This window comes from Methanococcus voltae (assembly GCF_024807655.1).
GTDB classification, from domain to species: domain Archaea; phylum AGJL01; class Methanococci; order Methanococcales; family Methanococcaceae; genus Methanococcus; species Methanococcus voltae_D.
In genome coordinates, this window is sequence record NZ_JANUCR010000002.1 from 139,216 (window position 1) to 165,496 (window position 26,281).

Sequence of the window (26,281 nt, forward strand, 5' to 3'; positions counted from 1 at the left end):
TCTTATAAATATCTCTTTGAAGTATATAAAATTTCTGATAATATCACGATAATTTACTAAAACTAATACTTAAAATAATATATTGATAAATATAATTATGTAAAAATTATCCCATATTTAAAAGTTAAAAAAAGACATTAATTGATATCAATGTCTTCAGTATCTTCAAATTTTTTTGATAATTTAATTTTATTTAATCTTCCCAATTTAATTTTTTCGACAATACCACGCTGTTCAAGGTCAGAAATCATTCTCGAAATCTTTGATTTTGTATATTCTGTAATATCAACAATTTCTTTTTGAGATATAGTACCGTGTTCCTTTATTATATTAATAATCTCTTTTTCTTCGCTCGTTAATATATTTAATAATGTTTCGGCTTTTCCAACGCTATATTCATCGATTTTTACTTCCAATGTATCAATATGTTCTTTTTTAGATGTAAGTTCTTTATCTAATTTTTCAATTGTTTTTTTATGCTTTTCACACAATTCTTCGTAATTTTCTAATGCTTTGATTTTAGCATCTCGCTCCGTGATTGCATCAGAAAGCTTTTCATTAATTTCTTTTTCAAATTTTAATTTATTTTCTAAATTTGTAATTGTATTATTGCATTCCACATTTTTAATTTTATAAGCCTCTAAATCTTCGTGCAATTTTTTAAGTTCTGAATACTGTTCCGAATTAAGTTTTTCAAGTTTTTCAATTTCTTTATTACAATTTTTTAAATTAATTTCTGAAATTTCCAAATTTTTCATTAAGTCATTTATTTCGTCTCTTTTTTCTTCATCTAATTCTTCATCTTCTATTGATTTTTTACGAATTATTTTAAGCCGGTATGCTAAATAAATCAATATTGCAATGAGTAATCCGACAATAGCAGATAATGATATTGTATATATATTTATAATTTCATTATTGTTATTATCGTTTATTTCGTCCATTGGTGGATTTACGGGAGTTAATATTGCGTAATTAACTGAGGATGTAAAAAATTTTTCATCTGCATCTAAATCCTTAACCCATTTGATGTATATTCTTTTACCATCCGTTTCTATGGTGTAATTTCGAGGTGATATACTTAATATACCTTCTGCAGGTGATACAATACTTGCACCTTGTGGTAATGCGATATTCATTGTAAATTTGGAATCATAGGCTGGAACTGTAATCGTTAAAAACTTTTTACCTTGATAATCGATGTCAATATCCCTTATAAACCCAATAGTGAGTGTAGTTGTAGCTCCTGGCTTCAATGGTTCTTCAAAATCTATATTTAGTGAAGTAACTCCTTCAGAGGTACTTAAACCATACGATTTAATACCATTTTCTGAGCTTAAAGAAGGATTTGAAAATAATTGGGGAATATCAAACTTAATTTTATCAATGTTTTCACTTTCGTTATTGTATATTTTTAAAACGATAGTTTCATTTATCACGTTTGAGGTATTTATCTTACAATCAACGTTATAATTTTGTATCCTGACACCGTCAACTGTGGAAATTGTACAAAAAGCCATTAACGCCGTCAATATTATTACTTTAAAAAGTAATCTGCTTTTAACGTTTATATTATAATTTTTTAGGCCTATTTTTACAGTATTCCCTGTTTTTGCTTTTGCTTTTAAATTTTTTTTAAAACTTTTTTTCATAATCATACTATCTCCAGTGTAAATTTGATAGTAATTGATTTAATTTTATTAATTAGGGTTAATTAATTTAAATTATTGTATTATTTATGTAATCCATTATATTTATAATGTTTAAGTTTAATTTTTGAATAACATACGTATTTATATAATATTTAGACTTTTCACTTCTCATTTGTAAATTAAAGATTAAGTTAAAAGTTATGGGGTAGATTACGTAAATTCAACATATTCGTAATCGTATTTTTTAGTTAGTTATACCAATATTAATTTTATCAAAATATTATTATATCATTATTAATTAAACAGCTCCTTTTCAATTTCTTCAGCAGCTATTACCATGTTTTTTAATTTACCGAAAGCAACACTCTCGGGTAATAATCTCATACCACAATCAGGGTCAATAATGATATTGTTGTCTAAATCATCGTTTATATAATCATTCTGTTTTATAATATCAATACCTTCGTTTAAAAGTTCTTTGATATTATCAATCGTATCAATAGTCTTTAATTTGGTATTAATACATCCAAAACCTACTTTTTTCTTGCAAATTTCTAAAATATCTAAATTATCTCGATTTGATGCAAATTCGTGGTCTAATATATCAACGTTAAACTCATTTAGCTCTTCAAAGATATTCTTAACATTACCGCACACGTGAATCGCAGTAGGTACGTTTAAACCTTTAGTTATCTCGTCAATAGCTTTTTTAGCAACTTTCATATCATATAATCCTGTTGATAAGATAGGTTCGTCAATTTGTATAACCTTAACATAATCTTGTATTGACAAAGCTTCCTTATTGAGTGCTCTTGCTAAGTCCATAATTAAATTTTCATCTTTATTGTCTGAATAATATCTTTCAACCCTAACAGACGAAGCTATGGTACAAGCACCTGTTAAAAGACCTTTTACGCCGACATTAGGATTTTTTGATTTAACATATTCGTTTGTATATTTTAAATCTTTAAAAGTAATAGGTTTTAAAAATTCTATTCTATCAACAACTTTTTTGCCCTGGAATCCATACATTTGGCTTGTAAATATATCTACCATATCCCCACGGACTTGACCATCGCTTATGATATCGATTTTGGCTTCAAGTTGCGCTTCTATGGCTCTATCCATTGATTTCTTAAATCTATCAAATAATCCTAATTTATCAAGTACTTTTTCTTTAAAATTTTGGGGCTGCTGACGTTTAAGAACGGGATAACTTCCCACAACAGTTTTTATCATTTAATCACCCACTAATATAATTGACCATTTAAATTTTTTAACACATTATAAAATATAATAAAACATATTTAATATTTACATTTTTTATTAATATAAACAATATCTAATATATAAGTTATGGAAAATGACAACGTCAATATATAAAAAAATAAAAATAGAATAAAATAAAAATAAGGCGAAAAAATTTAAAATGATTAAATAACTTTTTTATTGATTCTACTTATGTCAAATTTAGCTGTTGAGGCAATTGTCATTACTGCAAGAACGCCTGCTTGAACTGGGTCGGAAACAACTAAATCAACGTGATTAACAACGCTACCAAACATATTTAAGGATATAATTGGTAAATCCGTGTTTTCTTTCACTTGCTTAACTGCTTCGGTTATTTTTCCACCCATTAACGAACCTGCAAGTACTAATACTCCAGCTCTCGGCAATCTCTGAAATGCTAAAATTGCGTTGTATAGTTCTTCTTCGCCCACAATGGGTATTGTATCGATACTTATACGTTCTCCTCGTATATTATGACGGTCTGCTTCACTAATTGCCCCGATTGCGACTTGTGTTACTTGGCTACCACCACCAAATATAATTACTCTTTTACCAAATATTTTGTCCATCGTATCGTGAACTTCAACATTACTAACAAATTCCAAGCTGTTTATCTTAGAAACCGTTTTTTCGATATCACTTAAATTTTCAGCTTCCAAATGAATCAATTCTTTACCATATTCTGTTTTAAATTCGTGAATATATGATATACAACCTTTATCTTCCTTAATTATGTTAAGAATCGATTGAATGTTTTTGTTATTCACGTCGGTTTCAATACTAAGTCCAATTTCGTTTTTATACATTTTAATCCCTATTTAATACCATTTATAATTTAATAAATATTGCAACATAATAATAATAATAATAATAATACTAATAATAGTATACTAACATTATACTAACATTATAACAAACTGTTTATTTAATTATTTAAATTTATATTTTTAATTAATATATACAAAATTGTAGTACCATTATTTAAAAGTTATTTAATTTTGGATAAATTATACGCACATATCCCATAATTGAGGGGCTAATTAATAAATCTAAAAAAGTTAAATAAATTGTAATATATTTTGGAATATCGAAAGTTAGCTTTTAACGTAGATATTTGGGATTTCCTGCCATTTCCATAAGTTTATTAATCCTATCTGCTGTTGAAGGGTGCGTGGAGAATAAACTTGCAAAATCTTTACCTCTAAATGGATTTACAATAAACATATGCGCTGTAGCTTGATTACCATTCTTTAAAGGTACTGCATTCACTCCTTTTTCTAATTTATTAAGTGCATTCGCTAAATAAACTGGATTTGAATATAAAGCACCGGCTTCATCTGCTTTATACTCATTTTGTCGAGAAATTGCCATTTGTATAATTGATGCGGCAATTGGTGCAACTATTATTGCTAACAATGAGCCCACTAAACCGCCGGGGTTGTCGTTATCTCGACCGCCACCAAATATTAAACCCCATTGTAATACGTGGGTCATATAAACAATAGCACCGGCTATTGTAGCTACTATTGAGCCTGTAAGTATATCCCTATGTTTTACGTGCCCGATTTCGTGAGCGATAACCCCTTCCAGTTCTTGTTCGGTTAATATTTCCATAATTCCTAAAGTGACAGCTACAACGGCCTTTTTTGGACTTCTACCGGTAGCAAAAGCATTAGGAGTTTCTGTATTTATAAGGGCTACTCTTGGCACGGGTATATTTGCACGTTCTGCAACTCTTGAAACTATTCTATAAAGCTCAGGAGCTTCTTCTTCACTTACAATTCTTGCACCATATGATGATAAAACTATTTTATCACTATAAAAGTATGCGATTAAGTTGGGAATTAGTGCAAATAATATTGCAAATATTGGGGGTATGTTAAATAAACTGCAGACTGCATATAGTAAACCAGTTAATCCTGCCATTAATAATATTATTTTCGCTGTATTTAGCATAATTACACCTTATACATATTATTTAAATTTTTAGGGTTTTTAAATTAATCTTATTTTTTTTATTTGTAAATTTTAATAATTAATAATTAATAATTTAATTAGTCATTATTTTAAGATTAAATAAATGTTATACTAATATATATAATTATTTGAAATTAATGAGAAACTAATAAAATAGGACTATATATTAAAATTAACAATTAAAAATAGAATAAAATGAAAATTATCTGTATTTATTCGTATATTTTACAAGTTATTGGATTTTTGAGTATTGATTTAACATCATCGAGTTCTTTTTCCGTGCAAATACAAAATATTGTGTTTCCTAACATAGCTTGAGAAGCACCGAGTGTAAATTTTAGGTCTTCACAAATTTCAATAATATCATCAGTCGCAAGTCCAGTATTTTTTGCAAAGTCGTAAGAAAGTTCCATTAAATATTCTAAAGTTGGTTTTTTTAGCAATTTTTCAAGTTTAGCATCTGCGGTAATGTTTATTGTTTCTATCCATTTGGGATTATTTATTATGGTATCCGTGTTTTTATTGCCTATAATATCCACTACAACGTAATAATCGTTTATATTATCTAAATTAAGCTTTTTTACATGTGCCGGTAATCCTGGAGTAGTGGTTATACCAATACCGCCGTATTCCTGGGCAACTACGTCTCCTAAACCCGTATTACATTTTACTTCTGCAATATGGGCTATTTCGATAGGTTTTTCATTACATTTAAAGGTATTATTTAATACGTGGGCTAAACCCAGAGAGCAACCTCCGGATGTGCCCATACCACAGCCAAGGGGAAAATCTGAAGTGTAATGAACGTCAATGTTGAAATTTTCTTCTCCAACAACTTTTTTAAAGTGATTTAACACGTCTTTAGCAGGACAAAGGTCTATTTCTTCGCCATTAAAATAAACTCTTCCCTTGCCTTCTTTTATTTCCGTATGGGTTCCTTTATCAAGTGAAAAACCAGCACCTGTTGAACCTGTTTTTAAGTTTTCGTTTTTTCTGACTATTTTAAAAAATCCTGTAATATGTGCGGGTATATACATAATGACACCTAAAAAAGAACTGTCAACTATAAATTTTAAATTTATATTTAAATTTATGATAGTATTGTTCGTAAGTTCGTAAGTTCATAATTTATTTTTCAATTTTATTATTTTTTACATTTTATATATTATATTTTATAGTTTATATTCCGTATAAAATCGAATATATGATATATCAATTTTATGTTCGCCATATTCATCATTATCATTAATTACAAATGATGTATTTCTTAGAATAAATACTTCCAAAAAGTATAAAAGTTTTATGCACGTTTTTGAAAATTTAAAGTTAATACTTAATACTTAATACTTAAAAATTAAAAATTAAAAATTAAAAAAATAATGTATTAATGATATATTATGTAATAAATCATTAAATGATGTAATCGATTGAAGAATTTCCAATAAATTCAATAACTTTATTTTTAATTTCTTCAAATTCTTCCGTATATTTACCCTGTGCTAAGTTTTCTTTACCGCCACCTTTCGCAACTTGCCTAATAAGAGTTTTCATGTTGATTTCTACATTATCCCCTCTTTTTAGCAAGATATTACCATTATTGTTAAGCAGTACAACGATACTATCATCTTTTACAAGGTTATCGGCAGTATTCATTAATTCTTTAACATCAGCATCAATTTTTTCAACCAATACATCGAATTTTCCAACTTTTACAAAGCTGTTATTGAGTTCGTATTTTACAAGTTCTCCGACTCGTTTTTGAAGCTCTTCTATTTTTTTACGCTGTTCTTTCCATTCTTCGAAGAATCTTTCAGCTGTTTTAGGTAATTGTTCAGCAGGAACCCCAAATACTGATGCAGAATCTAGTACTAAGTCTTCAATGGTTGCAACTTCTCCAACGGAATTAGCACCACTTGAATATTCGAGTCTTTCCACACCATCTTGTATTCTTTCAGTTTTTAAGATTTTAATATATCCAACTTCAAGTGTATTCTCGCAGTGTGTACCACCACAAGCTTCAGTGTCAATGTCTGGAATACTAATAATTCTAAGGGTATCGCCCGGAACTACACCACCCTGATAAATACTAAAGCCATATCTTTGCTCTGCTTCGTTTCTTTCTAAGAATTCGCAAGTAATTGGGATAGCTCTAAGTACAATATCGTTTGCAACTTTTTCTATTTCTTTAATCTCGTCTCTGGTAATTCTTTCAAAATGGGTAATATCTAACCTACCTTTTTCAGTATCTACGTTTGAACCAGTTTGCCATATATGATTACCAAGTACTTGAGTAGCTGCAGCATTTATAATGTGAGTAGCAGTGTGGTTTCTCATCAATTTGATTCTATTTTCCCAGTTGATTTTTCCATAAATCATATCGCCAACTTTAAAACTTTTAACATCGCTTACTTTATGGTATACAACGTTATTCTGTTTTTGTACGTCAATAACGTCAATACTACTTAAAGTACCAATATCGTATTTTTGACCTCCACCTTCAGCATAGAATAGTGTTTTATCAAGAATAACATGGTCTTCTACAACAGCAAGAACTTTTGCTTTAAAGTCAATTTGTTTGCTATTTCTATGGAAAAGGAATTCTGTAGGTTCAACACTTTTCCCGTTGACATTAACCGGAGGAAGTTCTTTTTTACTGTCAATATTCTCATTTTGAACATCTGACTTTTCTTCTTCGTGTTTTTCAGCAACAATCGTATAGAAATTGTCAGGAACGTTTATTTTAATTTGTTTGCTTTTAATTTCGGCTATTGCATCATCGCTAACTAATTCGCCTTTTCTTTCTGCAATTCTTTTTAAATTGTTTATTTCATTTTCATTAATTTCAAAAATTATATCCTGTACTAATTCAGGAGGTAATCCTTTACTATCATATAAATTGATTAAATCATCGAGTGTTATTTCAGAAACACTGGATTTTTTATTTGATTGCACCATTCTCTGAACAATACCTCTACCTTTGTTTACGGTTTGAGCATATTTTCTTTCTTCAGATTCTAATACATCGTGAATATATTTTTTCATTTTCATCAATTCAGGATAGTTTTCTTTTAATTCTTCAAGCTGTAAGTCTACAATATCGTTTATACTCATTGTAATACCTACTTTTTCCATATATCTAAGAGTTTTCCTCAATACCAATCTTGCTAAATATCCGTCTTTAACGTTAGAAGGTACGATACCATCACCCAACATAAAAGTAAGGCATCTAGTATGGTCAGTAATCGCATAGATGTATTCTAACGGGGATAATACTTTATCAAGTTCATTTACATCCATATTCATTTTTTCAGCAACTTGTTGTCTTAAAACTCTCAAATCGCCTACGTTTTCAATATCCATTAAACCGGCTAATTTAGCACTTTCATCTAATATTTTTTTGTTAATTTCGCCAATTCCTGCATTTTTCTTTAAAATATTGATTATATTGCTAAATATCGCTTCGTAAGTGTTTGAAGTACCTTGTGATGCCCATACAAATCTTTCGATACCGTATCCTGTATCTACAATTTTAAGAGGGATTTCTTCGTAAGTGTCTCCAACTTTCTTAAATTGCATGAAAACCAATGTAGCAAGTTCTACACCGTGGGTTATCACTTCATAGCAAGGTCCAGCGTTTCCTCCACCTTCCCACCAGCTTTCAATAAATGTAATTGATTTACCTTCTATTCCGATTTTTGTCATAAATTTATAGCATAATTCAACGGTTCTATCAGTCCAGTATTTAAAATCGTCTTCAGTGTTAAAAGCGTGGTGTGCACCCATTGTAAAGCAAGTTAAATGACGACCTGTTCTTCCTACGTTGTCGATATCATTTAATCTAATACATGGTTGAGCGATTGTAAGGGGATTTTCAACAGGTTTTACTAATCCACTTGTTACCCAAGGCTGAAATACTGCAATAGTTGCAATTGTAAGTAAAATATCGTCTCTCCATCTTTTAGCCACTACGGGAGACCTTTTAATAGGCGTATGTCCTTCTGAGTGTAAAAATTCCCTATATTCCTTGAGCATTTCGTTGTAGGTATATGGTTTTGAAGTAATGGGATTACCTATAAAGCTGTACTGGTCGCAAGGGCTGTCTCCACAGGTAGTTCTTTCTTTATCCAATGTCCAAAAGTATTGACCGCATTCGGTACACTGTTTACGCATAAATCCTAAATCTTTAAACAGTTGTACGTTGTAATCGTGATTAATCTCCATAGTTTCACCGATTGATAAATAATTTTTATGATATTTTGTATAATATTTTAATTATAATATTTTGAAATAGTTTTGAAATATAAATGTAATTATTATCATTATAAATCTATATTATTTATAATTTATTTTTGAATTTCAAGATTGTGGAAAATAAAATATAAAAAAAGTAAATACAACACCTATGAAATAAACTATAAAAAAAGTAAAATGGAAAATAAATAAAATAAATAAGATAAATAACTAAAATAAAAAACTAAAATAAATAATTAAATTAATTAGAATGGAATTTTAAAGTCTTTTCCTGCATATTTTGAGTATTCCAATTCTTCTTCAATTCTAAGCAATTGGTTGTATTTAGCCGTTCTTTCGCCTCTTGCAGGGGCTCCAGTTTTAATTTGTCCAGCATTTAAAGCAACTGATAAATCTGCGATGGTCGAATCCTCTGTTTCTCCACTTCTGTGTGATACAACTACGCTGTAGCCATTTCTAAATGATAAATTAGCTGCATCGATTGATTCAGATAATGTACCGATTTGGTTCACTTTTAACAATAATGAGTTAGCTGAACCCATTTCAATACCTTTTCTAAGTCTTTCTGTGTTTGTGACAAATAAATCGTCGCCCACGATTTGAATACCTTTTAATTCCTTAGTAATCGTTGCAAAACCTTCGAAATCCTCTTCATCTAATGGGTCCTCAATTGAAACGATAGGATATTCATTAACCATATCTTTGTAAAGTTCTATTAATTTCTCACTTGATAATTTCTCACCAGCAACTTCGTAAACATTTTCTTTTGCATTGTAGAATTCACTTGCAGCACAATCAAGAGCAAATACGATTTTATCTTCATATCCAGCGCTTTTAACACCTTCAGATAATATTGCGAGTGCTTCTTCGATAGTTTTTACATTAGGTGCGAATCCTCCTTCATCACCAATGTTAACCGCATCTTTGCCGTATTTATTAGCAATTACTTTTTTAAGACTTTGGTAGGTTTCAGAGCACATTCTTAAAGCTTCTTTAAAACTGTCTGCACCAACTGGCATAATCATAAATTCTTGGAAATCTAAAGCGTTTCCAGCGTGTTCTCCACCATTTATAATATTCATCATTGGTGTAGGCAATACATAAGCATTACTTCCTCCGATAAACCTATATAATGGCATTGAAGCAGTATCTGCACCAGCTTTTGCAATAGCCAAGGAAACACCTAAAATAGCGTTAGCTCCTAAGTTTGATTTTGCTTTTGTACCATCTAATTCCAAGAGTGTTTCATCGATGGTTCTTTGCATTCTTGTATCCATACCTTCTAAACAAGGGGCTATTTTTTCATTCACGTTGTTAACAGCAGTTAATACACCTTTACCGCCGTATCTGTTGTCCATATCTCTTAATTCCAAAGCTTCGTGTGTACCTGTTGAAGCACCACTCGGTACAATTGCAGAACCATATCCGCCACCAAAAGTTAACACTTCTACTTCGATTGTAGGGTTTCCCCTTGAATCTAAAACTTCACGAGCTTGTATTCTTTCAACGTCAAAATTTGCATTAATATTTTTTAACATAAGTTCACCTATTTTTAAATTTAAATGCGTAAAATATCTAAAATTGTCGAACAAATTTTAAATAATTCAATTTAACATAACAATTTAACATAATCAAAGTTTAATAACTAAATCCATAATAAATAATACTAAATAACCACTATTAAATTATATAGTTTTCCATGATTTTAATTTAAAAATTGCATTTACTCGTATAAATAATCAATAAAAAGTAATATATTCTAATAATTATAATTATTATTTACAAATAAAATAAGGGGATACGTTGAAAATCGATAAAACAGATAGTCAAAAAATTAATAATACTACTAAAAATGATGTATGCAACAATATATTAGTTGAGGATAATGTAATCATAAATTCTATGAAAAAAGTATTTGACGAAGAATTAGCTTCTTTAAACAATAAAATAGCCCTAATAGCAAATAAACATAATATAAAAGATAGTAATGATTTAATGGAAAAATATAACATTAATAAAAAAGATATTGACCCGTTAATCAGAAATATATTTGAAATTGAAGAAAATATTGAAAATAATATTGAAAAATTAGATAATATCGACGAAAATTATAAAGATGTTTTAAAATTGATTAAATATGAGTCTGATGTACGAAAAGTAAACCAATATATGAAAGAATTAAATAAACACACCAAAAATTAAATATTGTATATTAAATATCTAAAATGGTGGGAAGGGATACTATGAAAGTATTAATTACACGACCAAAACAAAAAGCCAAAAATTTTTCTGATATGTTGATAGAAAATGGCTTTGAACCTTTAATATTGCCTACTTTAGAGTTATCTTTTAAAAAAGTAGATGTATCACTCGATAATTACGATTGGATTGTATTTACGAGTCCGAGGGGTATAGAAGGATTATTTAAAAATTTAACAGAAATTCAAAAAAGTCAAATAAAAGATAAAAAAATTGGAGTAATTGGCATTGAAACAGCTAAAGAATTCAAAAAAATCTTTAATTTTGACCCAGATTTAGTACCAAACAGTTATACTGCGGAAAATCTTTTGGAAGCCCTTAAAAAAGTTGTAAAACCTGGCGAAAAAATATTAATTCCGACTACACCAGCTACAAGAGACGTTTTAGTTAAAAATTTAAACGCAGATTTGTTATTTGTTTATAGTTCGGAAGAACCAAAAGATATATCTGAAAATTTAGATAATTTAAAAGAACTTTTGAAAAATACAGGTTCTGACAATTTAATACTCACATTTACAAGTGGGTTGACCGCAAAGAATTTTTTTAAGCACGTTGATGATGAACTTATGAATTTGTTTAAAAAGTGTAAAGTCGTTTCAATTGGACCCATTACAAAAGAAAATGTTGATAAATTTGGTTTTGACTCATTAATGCCTGAAAAAACATATACTATTGACGGAATGATGGAATTAATAAAAAATTTAAAGAATTAATAAATCTATTACATTTTATATCATATTTTTATAGATTATATTTTTTGATGAATATCTCTTTTTTATAACATAATATTCATAAATAGTTATATACTAATATTACATTAGTATATGTGTACATATGTAGAATTATAAATAATCTTAAATATTAAAATAATCTTAAATATTAACATAATATCTGATTAAATATGCCCTAAAAATTTATTCACTTGTTTTTGGGGAATTTATCGCAATTTTATGGTGCAAAACATTTTAAGAATATTGTAATATTTACATTAATATTGTAAGATTATATTGTTCTATAAATTTTAACAATGTTTATAATTTTTTTACTGGTGAATTTATGAAAATAGGTCTAATATCGGATACGCACGACTATTTACCAAATATTCGAAAGGCTGTCCAAGTTTTTAATCGTTTTAATGTTGATTTAGTTATTCATTGTGGTGATTTTGTTTCTTTGTTTGTAGTAAACGAATTTAAAAATTTAAACGCTAAATTGTATGCTACATACGGAAATAACGACGGTGAAAAAACCCGTTTAAAAGAGTGGTTCTTAGAAGCAAATCCTGAAAATAAGGTTGAAGATTCGCTATCTTTTGATGTAGAAAACTTAAAATTCTTTGTTTTACACGGACAAGATGGAAATATCTTAGATTCGATAATACGCTCAAAAAAATACGACGTTGTAGTACACGGACACACTCACGAACAAAAGTTCGAAGAAGTAGACGGTGTTTTAGTTATAAATCCAGGGGAAGCTTTTGGGATGTTAACCGGCTTAGCTTCAATAGGTATTCTAAATACCACTACAAAAGAGTACACTGAAATAGATTTGAACAATGTAGATATTATTGATAACGAAGAAAACTAAATTTTTATCTTCCTTTTTATTTTTTTAATGTAATATCCGTAAATTTAAATATATGATATAGTGGTAAATTTAAAATATTATTAGGTAAATGTAATATGTGATAATTACTCAGTATTTATACGAATGAATAATCTGAATTATACTTTTAATCCTATTATATTTTATTATAATTTCATAATTTGGCATATTATAAAACTATTTGGTGATAATTTGAAAGTTTTACTCGTAGGTGGCGGTGCAAGGGAGCACGCAATAGCTATGGCTTTAAAAAGAAACGAAGATGTGCAATTATACACACTTATGAAAATTAAAAATCCTGGCATTATTGAATTATCCGAAGAAGTTTCATTTAACCCCGAAACTGACGTCGAAGCAGTAATTAATTTTGCAAAGAAAGTAAACCCTGTTTTGGCAGTAATTGGGCCAGAAGCTCCTTTGGGTGTAGGCGTGGCTAATGCATTAAGGGAGTTGGGTATTCCTACCGCAGGACCTGATAAATTACCTGCTCAAATTGAAACAAGCAAGGAATTTATGAGAAATTTATTTAAAAAATACAGTATAAACGGTTCTTTAAGCTATGCTGCTTTTAACGAGTACAGTGAAGAAGTATTTGAGTTCATCGACAAAATGACAAGCGAAGGAAAAGAAGTTGTAGTTAAACCAGTTGGTTTAACTGGCGGTAAAGGCGTTAAAGTAGTTGGTGAACAGTTAAAAGACAACGAAGAAGCAAAAGAATATGCAAAAGAAGTATTTGATAAAAGTATTGGGGGAGGCAAGTTAATTATCGAGGAAAAACTTGTGGGTGTTGAATTTACTTTGCACGGTTTCGTAGATGGTAAAAACATTGTATTTATGCCTCCTGTACAAGACCACCCTCACGCATATGACGACGATGAAGGTGCCATAACTGGTGGTATGGGTTCATACTCTTGTCCTAACCACAAATTGCCATTTTTAAACGAAGAAATGCACGAAGAAGCAAAAGAAATAATGAAAAACACTATAAAAGCTATTGAAAATGAAGTTGGCGAATACAAAGGCTTTTTATATGGTCAATTTATGTTAACAGTAAATGGTCCAAAAATCATTGAGTACAATGCAAGATTTGGCGACCCTGAAGCTATGAATTTATTGCCTATTTTGAAAACCGATTTTGTAGAAGTTTGTGAAGCTATCGCAAATGGAACATTGGACAAAATAACCATCGATTTTGATAATAAAGCAACCGTTTGTAAATATATTGTACCAAATGGCTATCCAATAGAACCTGTTAAAAATAAAGAGTTAAAAATTGACGTTGACGCAATAAATAACGCTGGTGCCACTTTATTTTATGCTTCAGTAAATGAAGAAGACGGTAAATTATATATCACCGGTTCAAGAAGTGCGGCAGTAGTGGGTGTTGCCGATAAAATAGAAGATGCGGAAAAAATTGCTCAAAATGCTATCGAAAACTTCGAAGGGGAAGTATTTTACAGAAGAGACATCGGTACAAAAAAATTAATTCAAAAGAGGATTAATAGAATAAATGAATTATTTAATAAATAAGATTATTCTATTTTTTATTTCATTTTATACTTTACATTTATTATTTTACATTTATTTATTTTTATAATATATTTTAAATATTAAATTACGAATTTTAAATGATTTTTACCAGTTTTTAGACTCTTTTAATACGTTATCAACGATTTCAGGTGCAAGACCAATGTATGTTGTATAATCAAACATTTTATCAAGGTCTTCATTATTAACGTAATTCATAACTTCTTTATTTTCCATAAGTACGTCTTTTAAGTGTCTATTTTCTTCGTGAGCTTTCATTGCACAGGTTCTAACAACTTCGTGTCCTGTTTGTCTACCCATTCCTTTTGAAGCTAAATCCATCATTACACGTTCTGCCATAATTAAACCTTTTGTCATTTCGAGGTTTCTTTGAACGTTTGCTTCGTTTACCGTAATTTTTCTGAATCCTTTAATTGATAAATTCAATATATGGTCTAATAAAACACAGCTCTCGGGGAATAAACATCTTTCAGATGATGAATTTGTTAAATCTCTTTCTTCCCAAAGTACCATATTATCAAATTCTGCAAGTGCATTAACTTTAATAACTCTTGATAAACCGCATATTTGTTCAAATGTGATTGGATTTCTTTTGTGGGGCATAGTTGATGAACCAGTTTGTTTTGAAGCGTCAAACTCTTCCTCAAGTTCTTTAATTTCGCTTCTTTGCATACTTCTGACTGCCACACCTATTTTATTGAGTGTCTGTGCAATCATTGCAACAACTGCCATAAATTCAGCGTGTCTGTCTCTCTGTACAACTTGGCTGGATATTAAAACAGGCTCAAGACCTAATATTTCGCCAACTCTGTTGTGTACTGTCATTCCATTTTTACCGATTGCAGCCATTGTACCAACAGCACCCGTAATCATAGACACAGCTAATCTATTTTTAGCAGCTTCCAATCTTTCAACGTGTCTCTGTAATTCTGTAGCCCATAAAGCAAATTTCATACCGTAAGTTGTAGGGACAGCGTGTTGACCGTGTGTTCTTCCAATACATACCACGTTTTTATGTTCTTCAGCTTTTTGGAGCAATTCATCTCTTAAAGTCATTAATTTTTGTAATAATACGTCGCCTGCATCTTTAAATTGTAATGATTGAGCAGTATCAATTATATCATTTGAAGTTGAACCAAAATGAATGTATTCTCCTGCATTACCTTCACAAACTTCTGCAAAAGCTTTAACAACTGAAACTACATCGTGTCTTGTAGCCCTTTCGATTTCTTTAACTCTTTCAAGTTTTACAAATTCAATTGATTTTTTTCTGTTAATTTCTTCAGCAGCTTCTTTTGGAATCATTCCTATTTCAGCTTCCGCTTGTGCGAGCGCAGCTTCAACTTCCAGCATTTTTTGAAGTTTTGTCTCTTCTTCCCATATGTTTTTCATTTCTGGAGTTCCATATCTAAAGTCTATTGGATGAATTGGCATTAAATCACCTTTTTTAATTCTTAGAATAACTTAACATTATGTAAATTTTAATATCTAATTTTTTAATGTATTTGTATTTTAATCTTTTTGATATATACGATATGTCAATTATATTGTTAAATTGTTTAATTTCATATATTTAATTAACATTCATATACTTTTACATACTTAAATGTAAATACAACTAATTATATTTATTAATATAAATTTTAAAATATTAAACTGTAAATTAAATATTATGAAATATTACGATATGGTGATAAAATGTTATTGGTTAATCCTACAAAAAAAATAAATGGAACAGTGTATGCCCCCCCATCTAAATCATACACTCATAGGGCTGTAATCTGTGCAGGTTTAGCGAATGGGACTTCTAAGATAATACAACCCTTAAAAAGTCAAGATTGTATATCTTCTTTAAATGCAATGAAAGCACTCGGAAGTACAATAGATATAAAAAAAAGTAATGATGATGAGCTTGAAAATGAAGTTTGGACAATAAGTTCGGACGGTAATCTAAAAGTTCCAAAAAATGTTATAGATATCGGTAATAGTGGTACAACCCTGAGAATATTAACGTCTTTAGTTTCTCAAATCCCCCATAATTCAATTGCAATCTTAAATGGTGATGAATCAATACGAAAAAGACCAATGGGTCCTTTAATAGAAGCTTTAAGTCAGTTAAATATTGAAGTATTATCAAATGATAATAAAGCTCCTCTGGTTGTTAAAAGTTCTAAAATCGATGGTAATATTGTAAAAATAACAGGGGATATGAGTTCTCAATTTATAAGTTCATTAATGATGTTATTGCCTTTTAATACTCAAGATAGTAAAATTTTAATTGAAGGCGATTTAAAATCTGAACCTTATTTAAATATCACAATCGATTTATTGGATAAATTTGGAGTATCCATAAAAAAAGATGAAATAAATAATATAAATAATATAAATAAAAAAAATAAAACAAATAAAAAAGAAAATGCTTATTTAATAAAAGCTAATCAAACCTACAAGGCTACTGATTATATTGTAGAGGGGGATTACTCATCTGCTTCCTATTTAATAGCTTTAGGTGTTCTTTTAGATTCGGATATCACCATTAAAAACTTGTTTAAAGATTCAAAACAAGGGGACAAAGAAATTATAAACATAGTAAAACGAATGGGTGCGGATTTAGAAATAAGGGATGATGAAGTAATAATTAAAAATTCAAAATTTAAATTAAAAGGAATTGACATTGATGTGAAGAATACGCCTGATTTAGTACCTACTCTTGCGGTTTTGGGCTGTTTTGCAGAAGGTACTACTACAATTTATAATGGAGAACACGTACGTATTAAGGAATGCGACCGTTTAATGGCGTGCACCAAGGAATTAAAAAAAATGGGTGCTAAAATAGAAGAAAAACCAGACGGTTTGATAATACAAGGTTTAGATATCGATAACGGCGAAACTTTAAAGGGTGCTGAGTTAGAGACATATCACGACCACAGGTTAATAATGGCTTTTACAATGGCGGGAATGCTTGCAAAGGGTCAAACTAAAATTAAAGGTGAAGAAGCAGTTTCTATTTCATTCCCTAATTTTGTAGATGTTATTAAATCAATTGGTGGTAATATTGCGATTGAATAATAGATAATTTAATAATAATAATAATAATAATAATTGAATACGTTTGAATATAATTTTTATTTTATTTTATTCTATTTTTATTGTATTTCCAATTTTTTAAGATTTTTATATTTATAGTTAGTATCATATCTAATTAGTTAATATTATATCAATTAATCTTTAAAAACAAGTATTATATCTATAAATATAATCAAAATTAAATTTATATCAATTATGATTTATAGCATTGACAATCCCCCTGGTGTAAGAATGATTCAAAGAACTAAAAAAGAGAAAATAGCTCATTTTTTAAAATATATGGCCAATAATGAGATAAATAAGACAGTTTTTATAAAAAAAGAAAATATAAACTATTTTTTGGAAGATTACTCCCCAAATTTTTCAGTTTTAATATTTGATATAAAAGAGAATCAAATAGAATTACAAGTGTCTAAACTGGATTATGAATTAGCTAAGATTTATGAATCAAAAGATGTAAAAATAACCCAATTTGAGAGTTGGAGGGAAGCTTTAAAAGGTTGCAACGGAATTGAAGGAGATTTACCAGTTGGATTTTTAAAATATGTTAGTTTAGGGCATAAAATAATTACTAATGAATTAACAAAGATGAAAATGGTTAAAAATAAAGATGAAATAAAAAACCTTTCAAAAGCTGCGGAGATAAGTGATAAAGCAGTCGCATCAATATCTGAATATCTATTGGATAATAGAGATAATCTTAAAGATACTGAAAATTCAATTGCGGCCAAATTAGAATATATTATGAAGAAAAGTGGTAGTATAAAACCTTCTTTTGACACAATTGCTATAACTGGTAACAAGACATCGTTGCCACACGGCATGCCATCTAACGAACTTGTAAAAGACATATGTTTGATGGATTTGGGGGCGGTATATAAAGGTTATTGTTCAGATATAACACGTACTGTGCTTTTAAATCCTACAAATGAAATGATTGATATCTATAGGTTGGTTAATGAAGGAAAACATATTGCAGAAGATTTATTAAGAAGTGGGATAACTTCAAAGGAATTGGAAACAAGTGTTAGAAATCACTTTAAAGATTATGATAAGTATTTTATTCATTCATTGGGGCATGGTGTGGGTGTTGAAGTTCACGAAAACCCTACAATTTCCCAGAATTCTAAATTTACGCTTGAAGAAAATATGATTATTACTTTAGAACCAGGATTGTACATTGGAAAATTTGGAGTACGTATTGAAGATTTATATCTTGTTAAAAAAGATGGATTTAAAAAATTAAGTTCTGCAAAAATAATGGACTATTAATCAATATTATTAAATATCGATATTATAATTAATAATTAATAATTAATTTTACTTTTTACTTTTTACTTTTTTTATGTATTCTTTAAATTTTTATTATTTACTATTGATTTGTTCTTTTCTTTTACGTGTTTCAGAAAGTTCTCTTTTCATACGGTCGTCTTCTTTTTCGAATATTTTAAATCTATTTTTGTATATATAATGTATCGCAAAGAGAACTGCAATTATGATTACTAATGATACGATAATACCTATAATATCATAAAGTGTATCGATAAAACTCTGAAAAATTAAATTCATAATTCCTTCAACAAAACTATCCATTTTTTCACTCAATTAATAATAATTTAAAAGTAATGTATAATTTAAAAAAATAATGGTGAATATGCTTAATAAATATAATAATCAATTTTATTAAAAAATGCTCCGGGTGTTATCAAAATATTCTAAATACCCTGATTTATGTATTTTTTTAGATAATTTACTGAAAAATAGCATATTTAATGGTCTTGAACGTGTACAGTTAAAGACTGTATTCACTGAATTATTTGCTTTTGTTAAAACTTTTAAAAACTGCTTAGGATTTTCTAAATCAAAATCTTCGACTTCCATATAAGCATTGCCGAGTTCCCATGAAAAATGACTGTCGCTACCGACACCAGCTAAAAGGTCGTACTTTTTTGCATACTCCTTGGCTTGTAAATTTGGCGTATTGTCGACACATCTGCTATTGTAAACTTCCACAGCATCGACTCTTTTTATAAATTCTTTATCGTCTAAAATATCAAATTTTGCAAGCGTTCTTCTTCTCCTAACGTCGAAAGGATGAGGTAAATATACAAGACCGCCTTGTTCTTTAACTATATCTAATGCTTCAAATATGTCTTTTGTGTTGACCTGTTCTGTTAAAAATAATCCTATGAACTCCCCTCTTGACGTTGAAATTTCTTCGCCAGCTACGCCAAATTTAACCTTCGTTAATTGGTCGTGGTCTGCAATAAACGGAGTAATATCTGTTTTTTTGCAAATCTTTTCCAATTTGTCGATAGAATTCATAGAACATCTTGAATTTATCGTATGAACGTGCATATCAATTTTCATTTATTCACCATTGGGACTTTTTAAATCTATTTTTTATCTTAAAATCGATTTATTGGTTTTAATTTTACAAATGTAATTGAAATAGTTGATTTAAAATTTTTATAGGGTTTGTATAAAATCTTGATATAATTTTAGATATAATTATTGTTGATAATACTATTGTCTTTTACATTTATATATTTTCCGTCAATTACATAATTTTGTCCCCTCGACAATTGCCACAACCAAATAACTTTATTGTCTTAAAACTTATTTTTGCCGATTTTTGGGTGGAATATCATTAATTAATTTATTTTTAAATCTAACCCATAGCTTTATATACTATGTTTGCTATTCTTATGTGTTGACAAAAGAGTTGTCGAAAATAAAAAAGAAAATTAGCGAGGTAGGGTAGCCAGGCCTATCCCGTCGGGCTCATAACCCGAAGATCGGACGTTCAAATCGTCCCCTCGCTACCATTTTAAAATTTAGATAAAATAGTGAATTAAAGAATTAGAACATTAGCGAGGTAGGGTAGCCAGGCCTATCCCGTCGGGCTCATAACCCGAAGATCGGACGTTCAAATCGTCCCCTCGCTACCATTTTTATTTTAGGCAAATTAATTTATATATTTCAATATATGACTATATTGATAGTTAACATTTTTACCATTTATTATTTTTAAATTTCAAAATGAAAAAATGAAATCTTTTTTACCATTTTTAATTTTTTAAAACAATTATTTATATGTCCATACATAATATATCCATATATTTAAATAAAACAATATAAAATAATAAAATAAAAAAAGTGGGAAAATCCCACTTTTAATATATCAAAAATATAATTTAACAATTAGTTAAATTATAACATGTTGATTAATGCGTTAGCAGCTTCTGCTGTTGCAGCTCTGTCGCCACCAGCTACTACTAATACATCATTACCGTTTGCAGCACCAGCTACTACAGCTAATGTTGCAGGTGATTCGTTTGTCATTTCAACTTTTCCAGCGTCAGCTAATTCTTTTGTTAAAGCGTTAGCTACAGGACCACCAACTAAGATTAATTTCTTGTTAGCAGCAGCTAATGAAACTTCTGAGTCTAATACAGCTAATGGTGCTTTGAAAGCTACAGGTGCTTTAGCATCAGCCATTACTTCTGATAAAGTGATGTCTGAGTTTAAAACTGTAACTTTTTGACCAGCAGCTAATGTAGCTTCTTTGGTTTCATCCATTGAGAAGAATGCGTTTAATTTTGTTGTTTCTTTGTCTTCATCATCTAATTCAACTTCAGCGTATTTTGCAATTTTCATTGACTTTCCTGATTTGAAGTTGTCTTCGTCATCGCCAACATATTGTAAACCAATACCGTATGTGTTTGCTTTGGTGATTTTATCGTCAGCAAGTTCTAATTTAACTGTACCTATGTCTGAACCATCTGTAAATGCTGTTTTTTCAATCATAACAACTTGCCAGTCTGGTATGTATTCTTCACCAACTTCTAAAGCTACTAAGTTGTTTGTGATCAATGTGCTTGCATAACCGTAGTCTCCACCAACGTTTTCCCACGCTTGGTTAACTACAATACCGATGTTTCCAGGTGTGTAAACCATTTTTAATGGGCTACCAACTTCTGCAATATCGAATTTTTCAGCAACTACTTTACCATCTTTTAATAATTGTAAGCTTACTTTGTATTTTACAGGTGTTGCGCCTGTTGTTAAGATAGCTACAACTTTTAATTCGTATCCGTCGCCAATACTGTAGGTATCGCCTTCTTTTAATACACCATCGAATACTTCTTTACCTAAGTATACAATGTCATCGTCGGTGTCTAATTTAACTAAAGCGTATTCTTCACCTAAGAATGGTAATCTATTACCTTCTTTTAAAGCCATTGTTGAAGTTCTGAAGTCTTCATTATCGTCGTCGTATGAAATTGAAGCATATAAAACCTGGTCTTCTTTAACTGTTACTGAGTCACCGTCACCATTAGATGTAACTGTTGCCATTACCATCTCAACAGCATCACCATCTTGGTCGTAGTAATCTGCTGTGTATCTATCTGCTGTAGCACTATCACTGTACCAGTCTGATGGGTCGATATCTTTAACTTGTGATAATGTGCTTAAATCACCTAATGATTCAGCAGCAGCTAATTTTGAAGCTGTGAATAATATTCCATCTTTAAGGTTTGCTTTTGCAGGGTTTGATGTTGAGTCGTTAATTAAACCATCTGCATAGTCGCTATCAGCAGCAGCTACTAAAAATGCTTGGTCGTCTACAGTTGTTAAGAAAGCGTTTGCAAGACCTGCTTTGTCAGGTACTTCTTTTAAGTTAGCATCATCTGATTCTGCTGAAGCTTTAACTGTTAATTTTGCTGAACCTGAAGCAGCTTCTCCTTCTGTGAACATCATTGAACCGATTTTTGCAGCTACGTTTGCAGCTGAAACAACGTCAGCAGCAGCAGCTGTTGAACCTACTACGATATCTGCGGTTGGTTCACCGTTTTCTATTACTTTAAATCCTTCTACGTCACCGATTTTTTCTACAGCGAAAACACCTGTAGCTAATGCTGAAGCTACCATAGCGCTACCTGCAGCAATTGCACCGATCTTTTTTAAGCTCATTGCCATTGTAATGCACCTTTTTAGTTTTTTGTATTATTTTTTAGTTTTTTGTATTTTCCAGTAGTAATTAACAAGTTGTTAAACTTTTAAATTGTAATTAGTATTTAATTTAACATTACTACCTTTAATACTAAATTTTTAGTATATTTCTATATTTATAGTTATTTGTTGCTAACATACTCGAAAGTATATCTTCTTACACGAGTAAGATTATACTCGTATATATAATATGTTATTCTATTTTTAATACTTTCGAAATTGTTCTGCTAATTTACAAATACTTTATAAATATACGAAACAAATTGATAATTAATTTGATAAATTTATTAGTAAATATAATTATAATATGTGTCATCAACAATGAATTTCCAAGTGATATGTTAACTCACTTTCAAGTCATTACATCTTTTGACAAATAGTACTATGCCTATCTTAGTATATATACCTTACCAATTAATACGGTCTCTGAAACCGTTTCAAGATATATAAATCTTAAAAGAAGCTATTTTTTAAAAAAGAACCCTAAAAAAAAGATTAGAACTATTATAAAAAGGTTGCAAATTTTTGCAACTTTTTTAAACGATTTTAAACATATATTAATTTATCTATATATTTAGTAAATTTAATAGATTATTAAAGTTAATTTTAATTTAATCATTGTTTTTTTGAATATATTTACAATATATTTTGAATATATGTCGTACATAATTTATTGTAAATATTTTAGTCGTTATTTAATTATGTAATTATTTAATCATTTAATCATTTAATTACATAAATTACATAAATTACATAAAATGGTCAAGTTTAAATTGCTTGCCAGAATTCTTTAATTCGTCTTCAGAGATTCCCAAAGATTCCATAATCCTAATAACTGGCGGTAAAACCTGATTATCAATATAATAATTTACATCATAATCTTTTGCAAAATCTAATAATTCCGCTCTTTCACTAATTGAACGGCTACCTTTAACTATAATATAACTAATAACGTCCCCTACTCGAACAGAATCGCCACGTTGTTTTATTTTTTTAGCTACCTCGATATGTGGGGCAGTTGATTTGTATTCTTCAATATTTTTGGTTAATTGGGTGTGTATAAGTAAATCATTTTTATCAATATTGCCCTTTTTCAAATCATCAATAGTTTTTTTGATAATTTTTTTAGCTAAATTAATATCCCCATCTTCCAATAATGCTTTAATCACTGCTTGCTGTGTATTTTTTGCAATATTAGACCAATCCCTCCTTACAACTTCTAAACCTTTTATTACAACGTGCCCGTCTTCTTCAATTAATGCATATTTCTTTTTAGTAATAAATAATCCTCTTTTAAAGTATCCTTCGAATTCTAATTCCATACCTTCTGGTAATTCATCATTAATACTTTTTAAGAATTTTTTAGTTGATATTATTAATTCTTCTTTTGATAATTCTAAAGCATCGCCACTGTCCTCAATTTTAGTTTTCGCTTTTTCATAATCCCATTTAGCATAAAAACCATCTGTATCTGCATAAATTACTTTAAATCCGAATTTTTCAGCTTTTTCAATGGTTTCCTGAATGTATTTCCTACCAAGCCCTGTTACCATTTCTGCACATTTGTCAGAGTACCATCGAGCCATCGGGAATGCTAAATACCCGTAATGGCTATTTGCAAGCACTTTTATGGATTTTTGCTCGTGTTCTAATCGATTATATTCTTCATCAAATTCATTTTTCTGAATTTTATCTTTTAAAAGCTTTTTAATACGTTTTCTACGACTCAAAAGTTCATCAAGTGTCTTAGGAATTATTCCCAATTCCATATTTTTCCGTTCTTTTTCATCATAAAGGACAGTTTCAGGACTAATATTATGACTAATAAGTATGGATGGATATAGGCTCATAAAGTCAAGTGAAACTATATCTTCCTGAATCCCTTTCAACGGCTCCCTAACATACCCTCCCGCATATGAGAATTTGGCACGTTCCCTATAGCTCGAACTGGAGGGTCGATTTGGTGATATCATATTTTGTTCAAAAGACCGTTTCATCAATAAGAATTCTACCATTTGGCTACTATTCATCCGACTTGTATCGTAAAGAGGCTGATTAATTATTCTTGAGAACATTATTTCAAGGGGTAAAAAATAATTACCCATTTTATAGGTATAAAGAGCATCTTCGTACGCATATTTTAATAACGTACTGTCCTCTGTTTCCCACATTTTAGGAATGTCCCCATAATCAACAGCTTCTTTTTCAATTTTAAATAATTCCTGCACTACATTCTCTAATTTGTATTTTGTAAGATTTAATAGTTTTCTGGCAATTGGATAGAGGTCAATATGCACTATTCCCGGTATTTTGCTTTTTCTATTAATCCCGCCCTTTGAAATCTTTATAATTTGAGGTTGAATTAACTTTAAGTTATTATTTGATTCATCATTTGATTCATCATTTACTTTGTCCAATTTTTTTGTTTTTTCCGACCTTTGCGAGTTATTTGAGAAGTTCAATTCAATTTCATATATATTAGCTCTCTTTTTTAAATATGGGAAATCGAAATTATCTCCGTTATATGTGTAAATTACATCGTATTGTTTTAGAATTTCGATAGTTCTATTAATTAGCTCTTTTTCATCTTTTACATAGTCAATACAACCATTATATTCCGAATTTTCAAATTTTTTATATGTAATTACTTTTTGATAGTCTTTTGAGAATAAATTAACCATAATTATTGGGTCTTTTTTTGCATTAGGTTCTTTTTTACAGTATATTTCCATATCAAAGGCTATACAATTTAATTCGGGAATTTTATCATCGGTTTGGGCTTTTTCAGAATATTTTGTTAGTGGTACTATCTCATTGTCAATCATATAACGCCTTAAAAAAGGGATATCAAATTCATAGGATTTACCAAATTCTTTAAAGTATTCTCTTATTATTTTCACGTGATTAGGGTATTTTACATATATTTTACATATTTTTCTTTTATTTTTTTCAAATTTTTTAATAGTTTCTTTTTCCTTCCCATTTTCTTTTTCATTTATACTTCCATTTTCATTGTTAAATTCCTTGATATTACTATATTCATTACCATTTGGAATATAATCAGAGTAAACAATTTTTTCAACAACTTCAATATTTGTAATTAAATCTTGAACTTTTAATGAAGTTTTATCTTCAAATTCTTGCCCTAATTTTTTTAAATCTAATTCCTGGTCTATGGATGCCAAATAATCATAAATTTCTTGAGGTTCAGCCGTATCTACGTAAAAATATGGCTTAAAATCACATTCTTTTTCTAAATTCATCTGACCTTTAGCATATTCGACGTCATCGCATATGCAATATTTGTAATATCTATCAATACATAAATCCTTAGAATTATAATCTAAATCCAATAGTATTTTTTCAATTGACCCAGTTTTTTTCTCCATAAATTCACCAAATTCTATAACATATGAATAACATTAAAATAAATTTGCTATTTCCAACAATATAAATATTAATTATTAATAGTATGAATTCATATTTAATCCATATTTAATACTAAATATTTTCAATTTGAATACTTAAGTATATAATATTATGATAAATTATATTATTTCTACTTCTTTATTAATTGTTTATATTCAGTTTTGAAC

Annotated in this window: 18 protein-coding genes and 2 tRNA genes; 8 read left to right on the forward strand and 12 right to left on the reverse strand. The window is 29.3% G+C overall.

Annotated elements, in window-relative coordinates:
• Positions 1–137: 137 nt before the first annotated feature.
• The 7 genes from J3E06_RS03245 to eno all read right to left on the reverse strand — a co-directional run bounded on the left by J3E06_RS03245 (position 138) and on the right by eno (position 10,708).
• The gene (locus J3E06_RS03245) at positions 138–1,658 is read right to left on the reverse strand and encodes a DUF7343 domain-containing protein (RefSeq protein ID WP_013181036.1); all 1,521 of its coding nucleotides are present in this window, start codon (positions 1,656–1,658) and stop codon (positions 138–140) included.
• Between the two features lie 288 nt (positions 1,659–1,946).
• On the reverse strand, positions 1,947–2,891 hold the full coding sequence (locus J3E06_RS03250) for a methionine synthase (protein WP_013181037.1): 945 nt from the start codon (positions 2,889–2,891) through the stop codon (positions 1,947–1,949).
• Positions 2,892–3,085: 194 nt separating this feature from the next.
• A complete protein-coding gene (locus J3E06_RS03255) occupies positions 3,086–3,748 on the reverse strand; it encodes a DUF5612 domain-containing protein (protein ID WP_013181038.1) in 663 nt (220 codons plus the stop codon).
• 295 nt (positions 3,749–4,043) lie between these two features.
• Positions 4,044–4,898 carry a zinc metalloprotease HtpX gene (locus J3E06_RS03260; protein ID WP_013181039.1) on the reverse strand — a complete coding sequence of 285 codons (855 nt, stop codon included), beginning with the start codon at positions 4,896–4,898 and terminating at the stop codon, positions 4,044–4,046.
• 233 nt (positions 4,899–5,131) lie between these two features.
• Positions 5,132–5,956 (reverse strand): pantoate kinase, encoded by an 825-nt coding sequence (locus J3E06_RS03265; protein WP_013181040.1) that lies wholly within the window; start codon positions 5,954–5,956, stop codon positions 5,132–5,134.
• A 373-nt stretch (positions 5,957–6,329) separates the two neighbouring features.
• Positions 6,330–9,140 (reverse strand): alanine--tRNA ligase, encoded by a 2,811-nt coding sequence (locus tag J3E06_RS03270; protein ID WP_013181041.1) that lies wholly within the window; start codon positions 9,138–9,140, stop codon positions 6,330–6,332.
• 275 nt (positions 9,141–9,415) lie between these two features.
• Positions 9,416–10,708 (reverse strand): phosphopyruvate hydratase, encoded by a 1,293-nt coding sequence (gene eno / locus J3E06_RS03275; protein WP_013181042.1) that lies wholly within the window; start codon positions 10,706–10,708, stop codon positions 9,416–9,418.
• 265 nt (positions 10,709–10,973) lie between these two features.
• On the opposite strand from eno, the gene J3E06_RS03280 reads away from it, so the two are divergent.
• From J3E06_RS03280 to purD, 4 genes are all read left to right on the forward strand, one after another.
• Complete coding sequence (locus J3E06_RS03280; protein ID WP_013181043.1) at positions 10,974–11,372, forward strand: hypothetical protein; 399 nt, start codon at positions 10,974–10,976, stop codon at positions 11,370–11,372.
• 41 nt (positions 11,373–11,413) lie between these two features.
• A complete protein-coding gene (locus J3E06_RS03285) occupies positions 11,414–12,142 on the forward strand; it encodes a uroporphyrinogen-III synthase (RefSeq protein WP_013181044.1) in 729 nt (242 codons plus the stop codon).
• 343 nt (positions 12,143–12,485) lie between these two features.
• A complete protein-coding gene (locus J3E06_RS03290; RefSeq protein WP_013181045.1) occupies positions 12,486–13,016 on the forward strand; it encodes a metallophosphoesterase in 531 nt (176 codons plus the stop codon).
• 210 nt (positions 13,017–13,226) lie between these two features.
• Positions 13,227–14,564, forward strand: a complete 1,338-nt coding sequence (gene purD / locus J3E06_RS03295; RefSeq protein WP_013181046.1) for a phosphoribosylamine--glycine ligase — start codon at positions 13,227–13,229, stop codon at positions 14,562–14,564.
• A 105-nt stretch (positions 14,565–14,669) separates the two neighbouring features.
• On the opposite strand, the gene purB is transcribed toward purD, so the two are convergent.
• A complete protein-coding gene (purB, locus tag J3E06_RS03300; protein ID WP_013181047.1) occupies positions 14,670–16,016 on the reverse strand; it encodes an adenylosuccinate lyase in 1,347 nt (448 codons plus the stop codon).
• Positions 16,017–16,280: 264 nt separating this feature from the next.
• Between purB and aroA the strand changes: the two genes are divergently transcribed.
• Together aroA and J3E06_RS03310 are read left to right on the forward strand one after the other, a co-directional pair.
• Entirely contained in the window at positions 16,281–17,651 is a 1,371-nt protein-coding gene (aroA, locus tag J3E06_RS03305) for a 3-phosphoshikimate 1-carboxyvinyltransferase (protein WP_013181048.1), read from the forward strand.
• A 249-nt stretch (positions 17,652–17,900) separates the two neighbouring features.
• Positions 17,901–18,941 carry a M24 family metallopeptidase gene (locus J3E06_RS03310; RefSeq protein ID WP_013181049.1) on the forward strand — a complete coding sequence of 347 codons (1,041 nt, stop codon included), beginning with the start codon at positions 17,901–17,903 and terminating at the stop codon, positions 18,939–18,941.
• Positions 18,942–19,034: 93 nt separating this feature from the next.
• On the opposite strand, the gene J3E06_RS03315 is transcribed toward J3E06_RS03310, so the two are convergent.
• Both J3E06_RS03315 and J3E06_RS03320 read right to left on the reverse strand, forming a co-directional pair.
• Positions 19,035–19,262 (reverse strand): FeoB-associated Cys-rich membrane protein, encoded by a 228-nt coding sequence (locus tag J3E06_RS03315; RefSeq protein WP_013181050.1) that lies wholly within the window; start codon positions 19,260–19,262, stop codon positions 19,035–19,037.
• Positions 19,263–19,352: 90 nt separating this feature from the next.
• On the reverse strand, positions 19,353–20,039 hold the full coding sequence (locus tag J3E06_RS03320; RefSeq protein ID WP_013181051.1) for a PHP domain-containing protein: 687 nt from the start codon (positions 20,037–20,039) through the stop codon (positions 19,353–19,355).
• A 379-nt stretch (positions 20,040–20,418) separates the two neighbouring features.
• Between J3E06_RS03320 and J3E06_RS03325 the strand changes: the two genes are divergently transcribed.
• Together J3E06_RS03325 and J3E06_RS03330 are read left to right on the forward strand one after the other, a co-directional pair.
• Positions 20,419–20,497, forward strand: a tRNA-Met gene (locus J3E06_RS03325).
• 44 nt (positions 20,498–20,541) lie between these two features.
• Positions 20,542–20,620, forward strand: a tRNA-Met gene (locus tag J3E06_RS03330).
• 262 nt (positions 20,621–20,882) lie between these two features.
• On the opposite strand, the gene J3E06_RS03335 is transcribed toward J3E06_RS03330, so the two are convergent.
• Together J3E06_RS03335 and J3E06_RS03340 are read right to left on the reverse strand one after the other, a co-directional pair.
• Positions 20,883–22,652: an S-layer protein gene (locus J3E06_RS03335; RefSeq protein WP_013181052.1), complete on the reverse strand. Its 1,770-nt coding sequence runs from the start codon at positions 22,650–22,652 to the stop codon at positions 20,883–20,885.
• 782 nt (positions 22,653–23,434) lie between these two features.
• On the reverse strand, positions 23,435–26,074 hold the full coding sequence (locus tag J3E06_RS03340; RefSeq protein ID WP_013181053.1) for a DNA-directed DNA polymerase: 2,640 nt from the start codon (positions 26,072–26,074) through the stop codon (positions 23,435–23,437).
• Positions 26,075–26,281 lie beyond the last annotated feature (207 nt).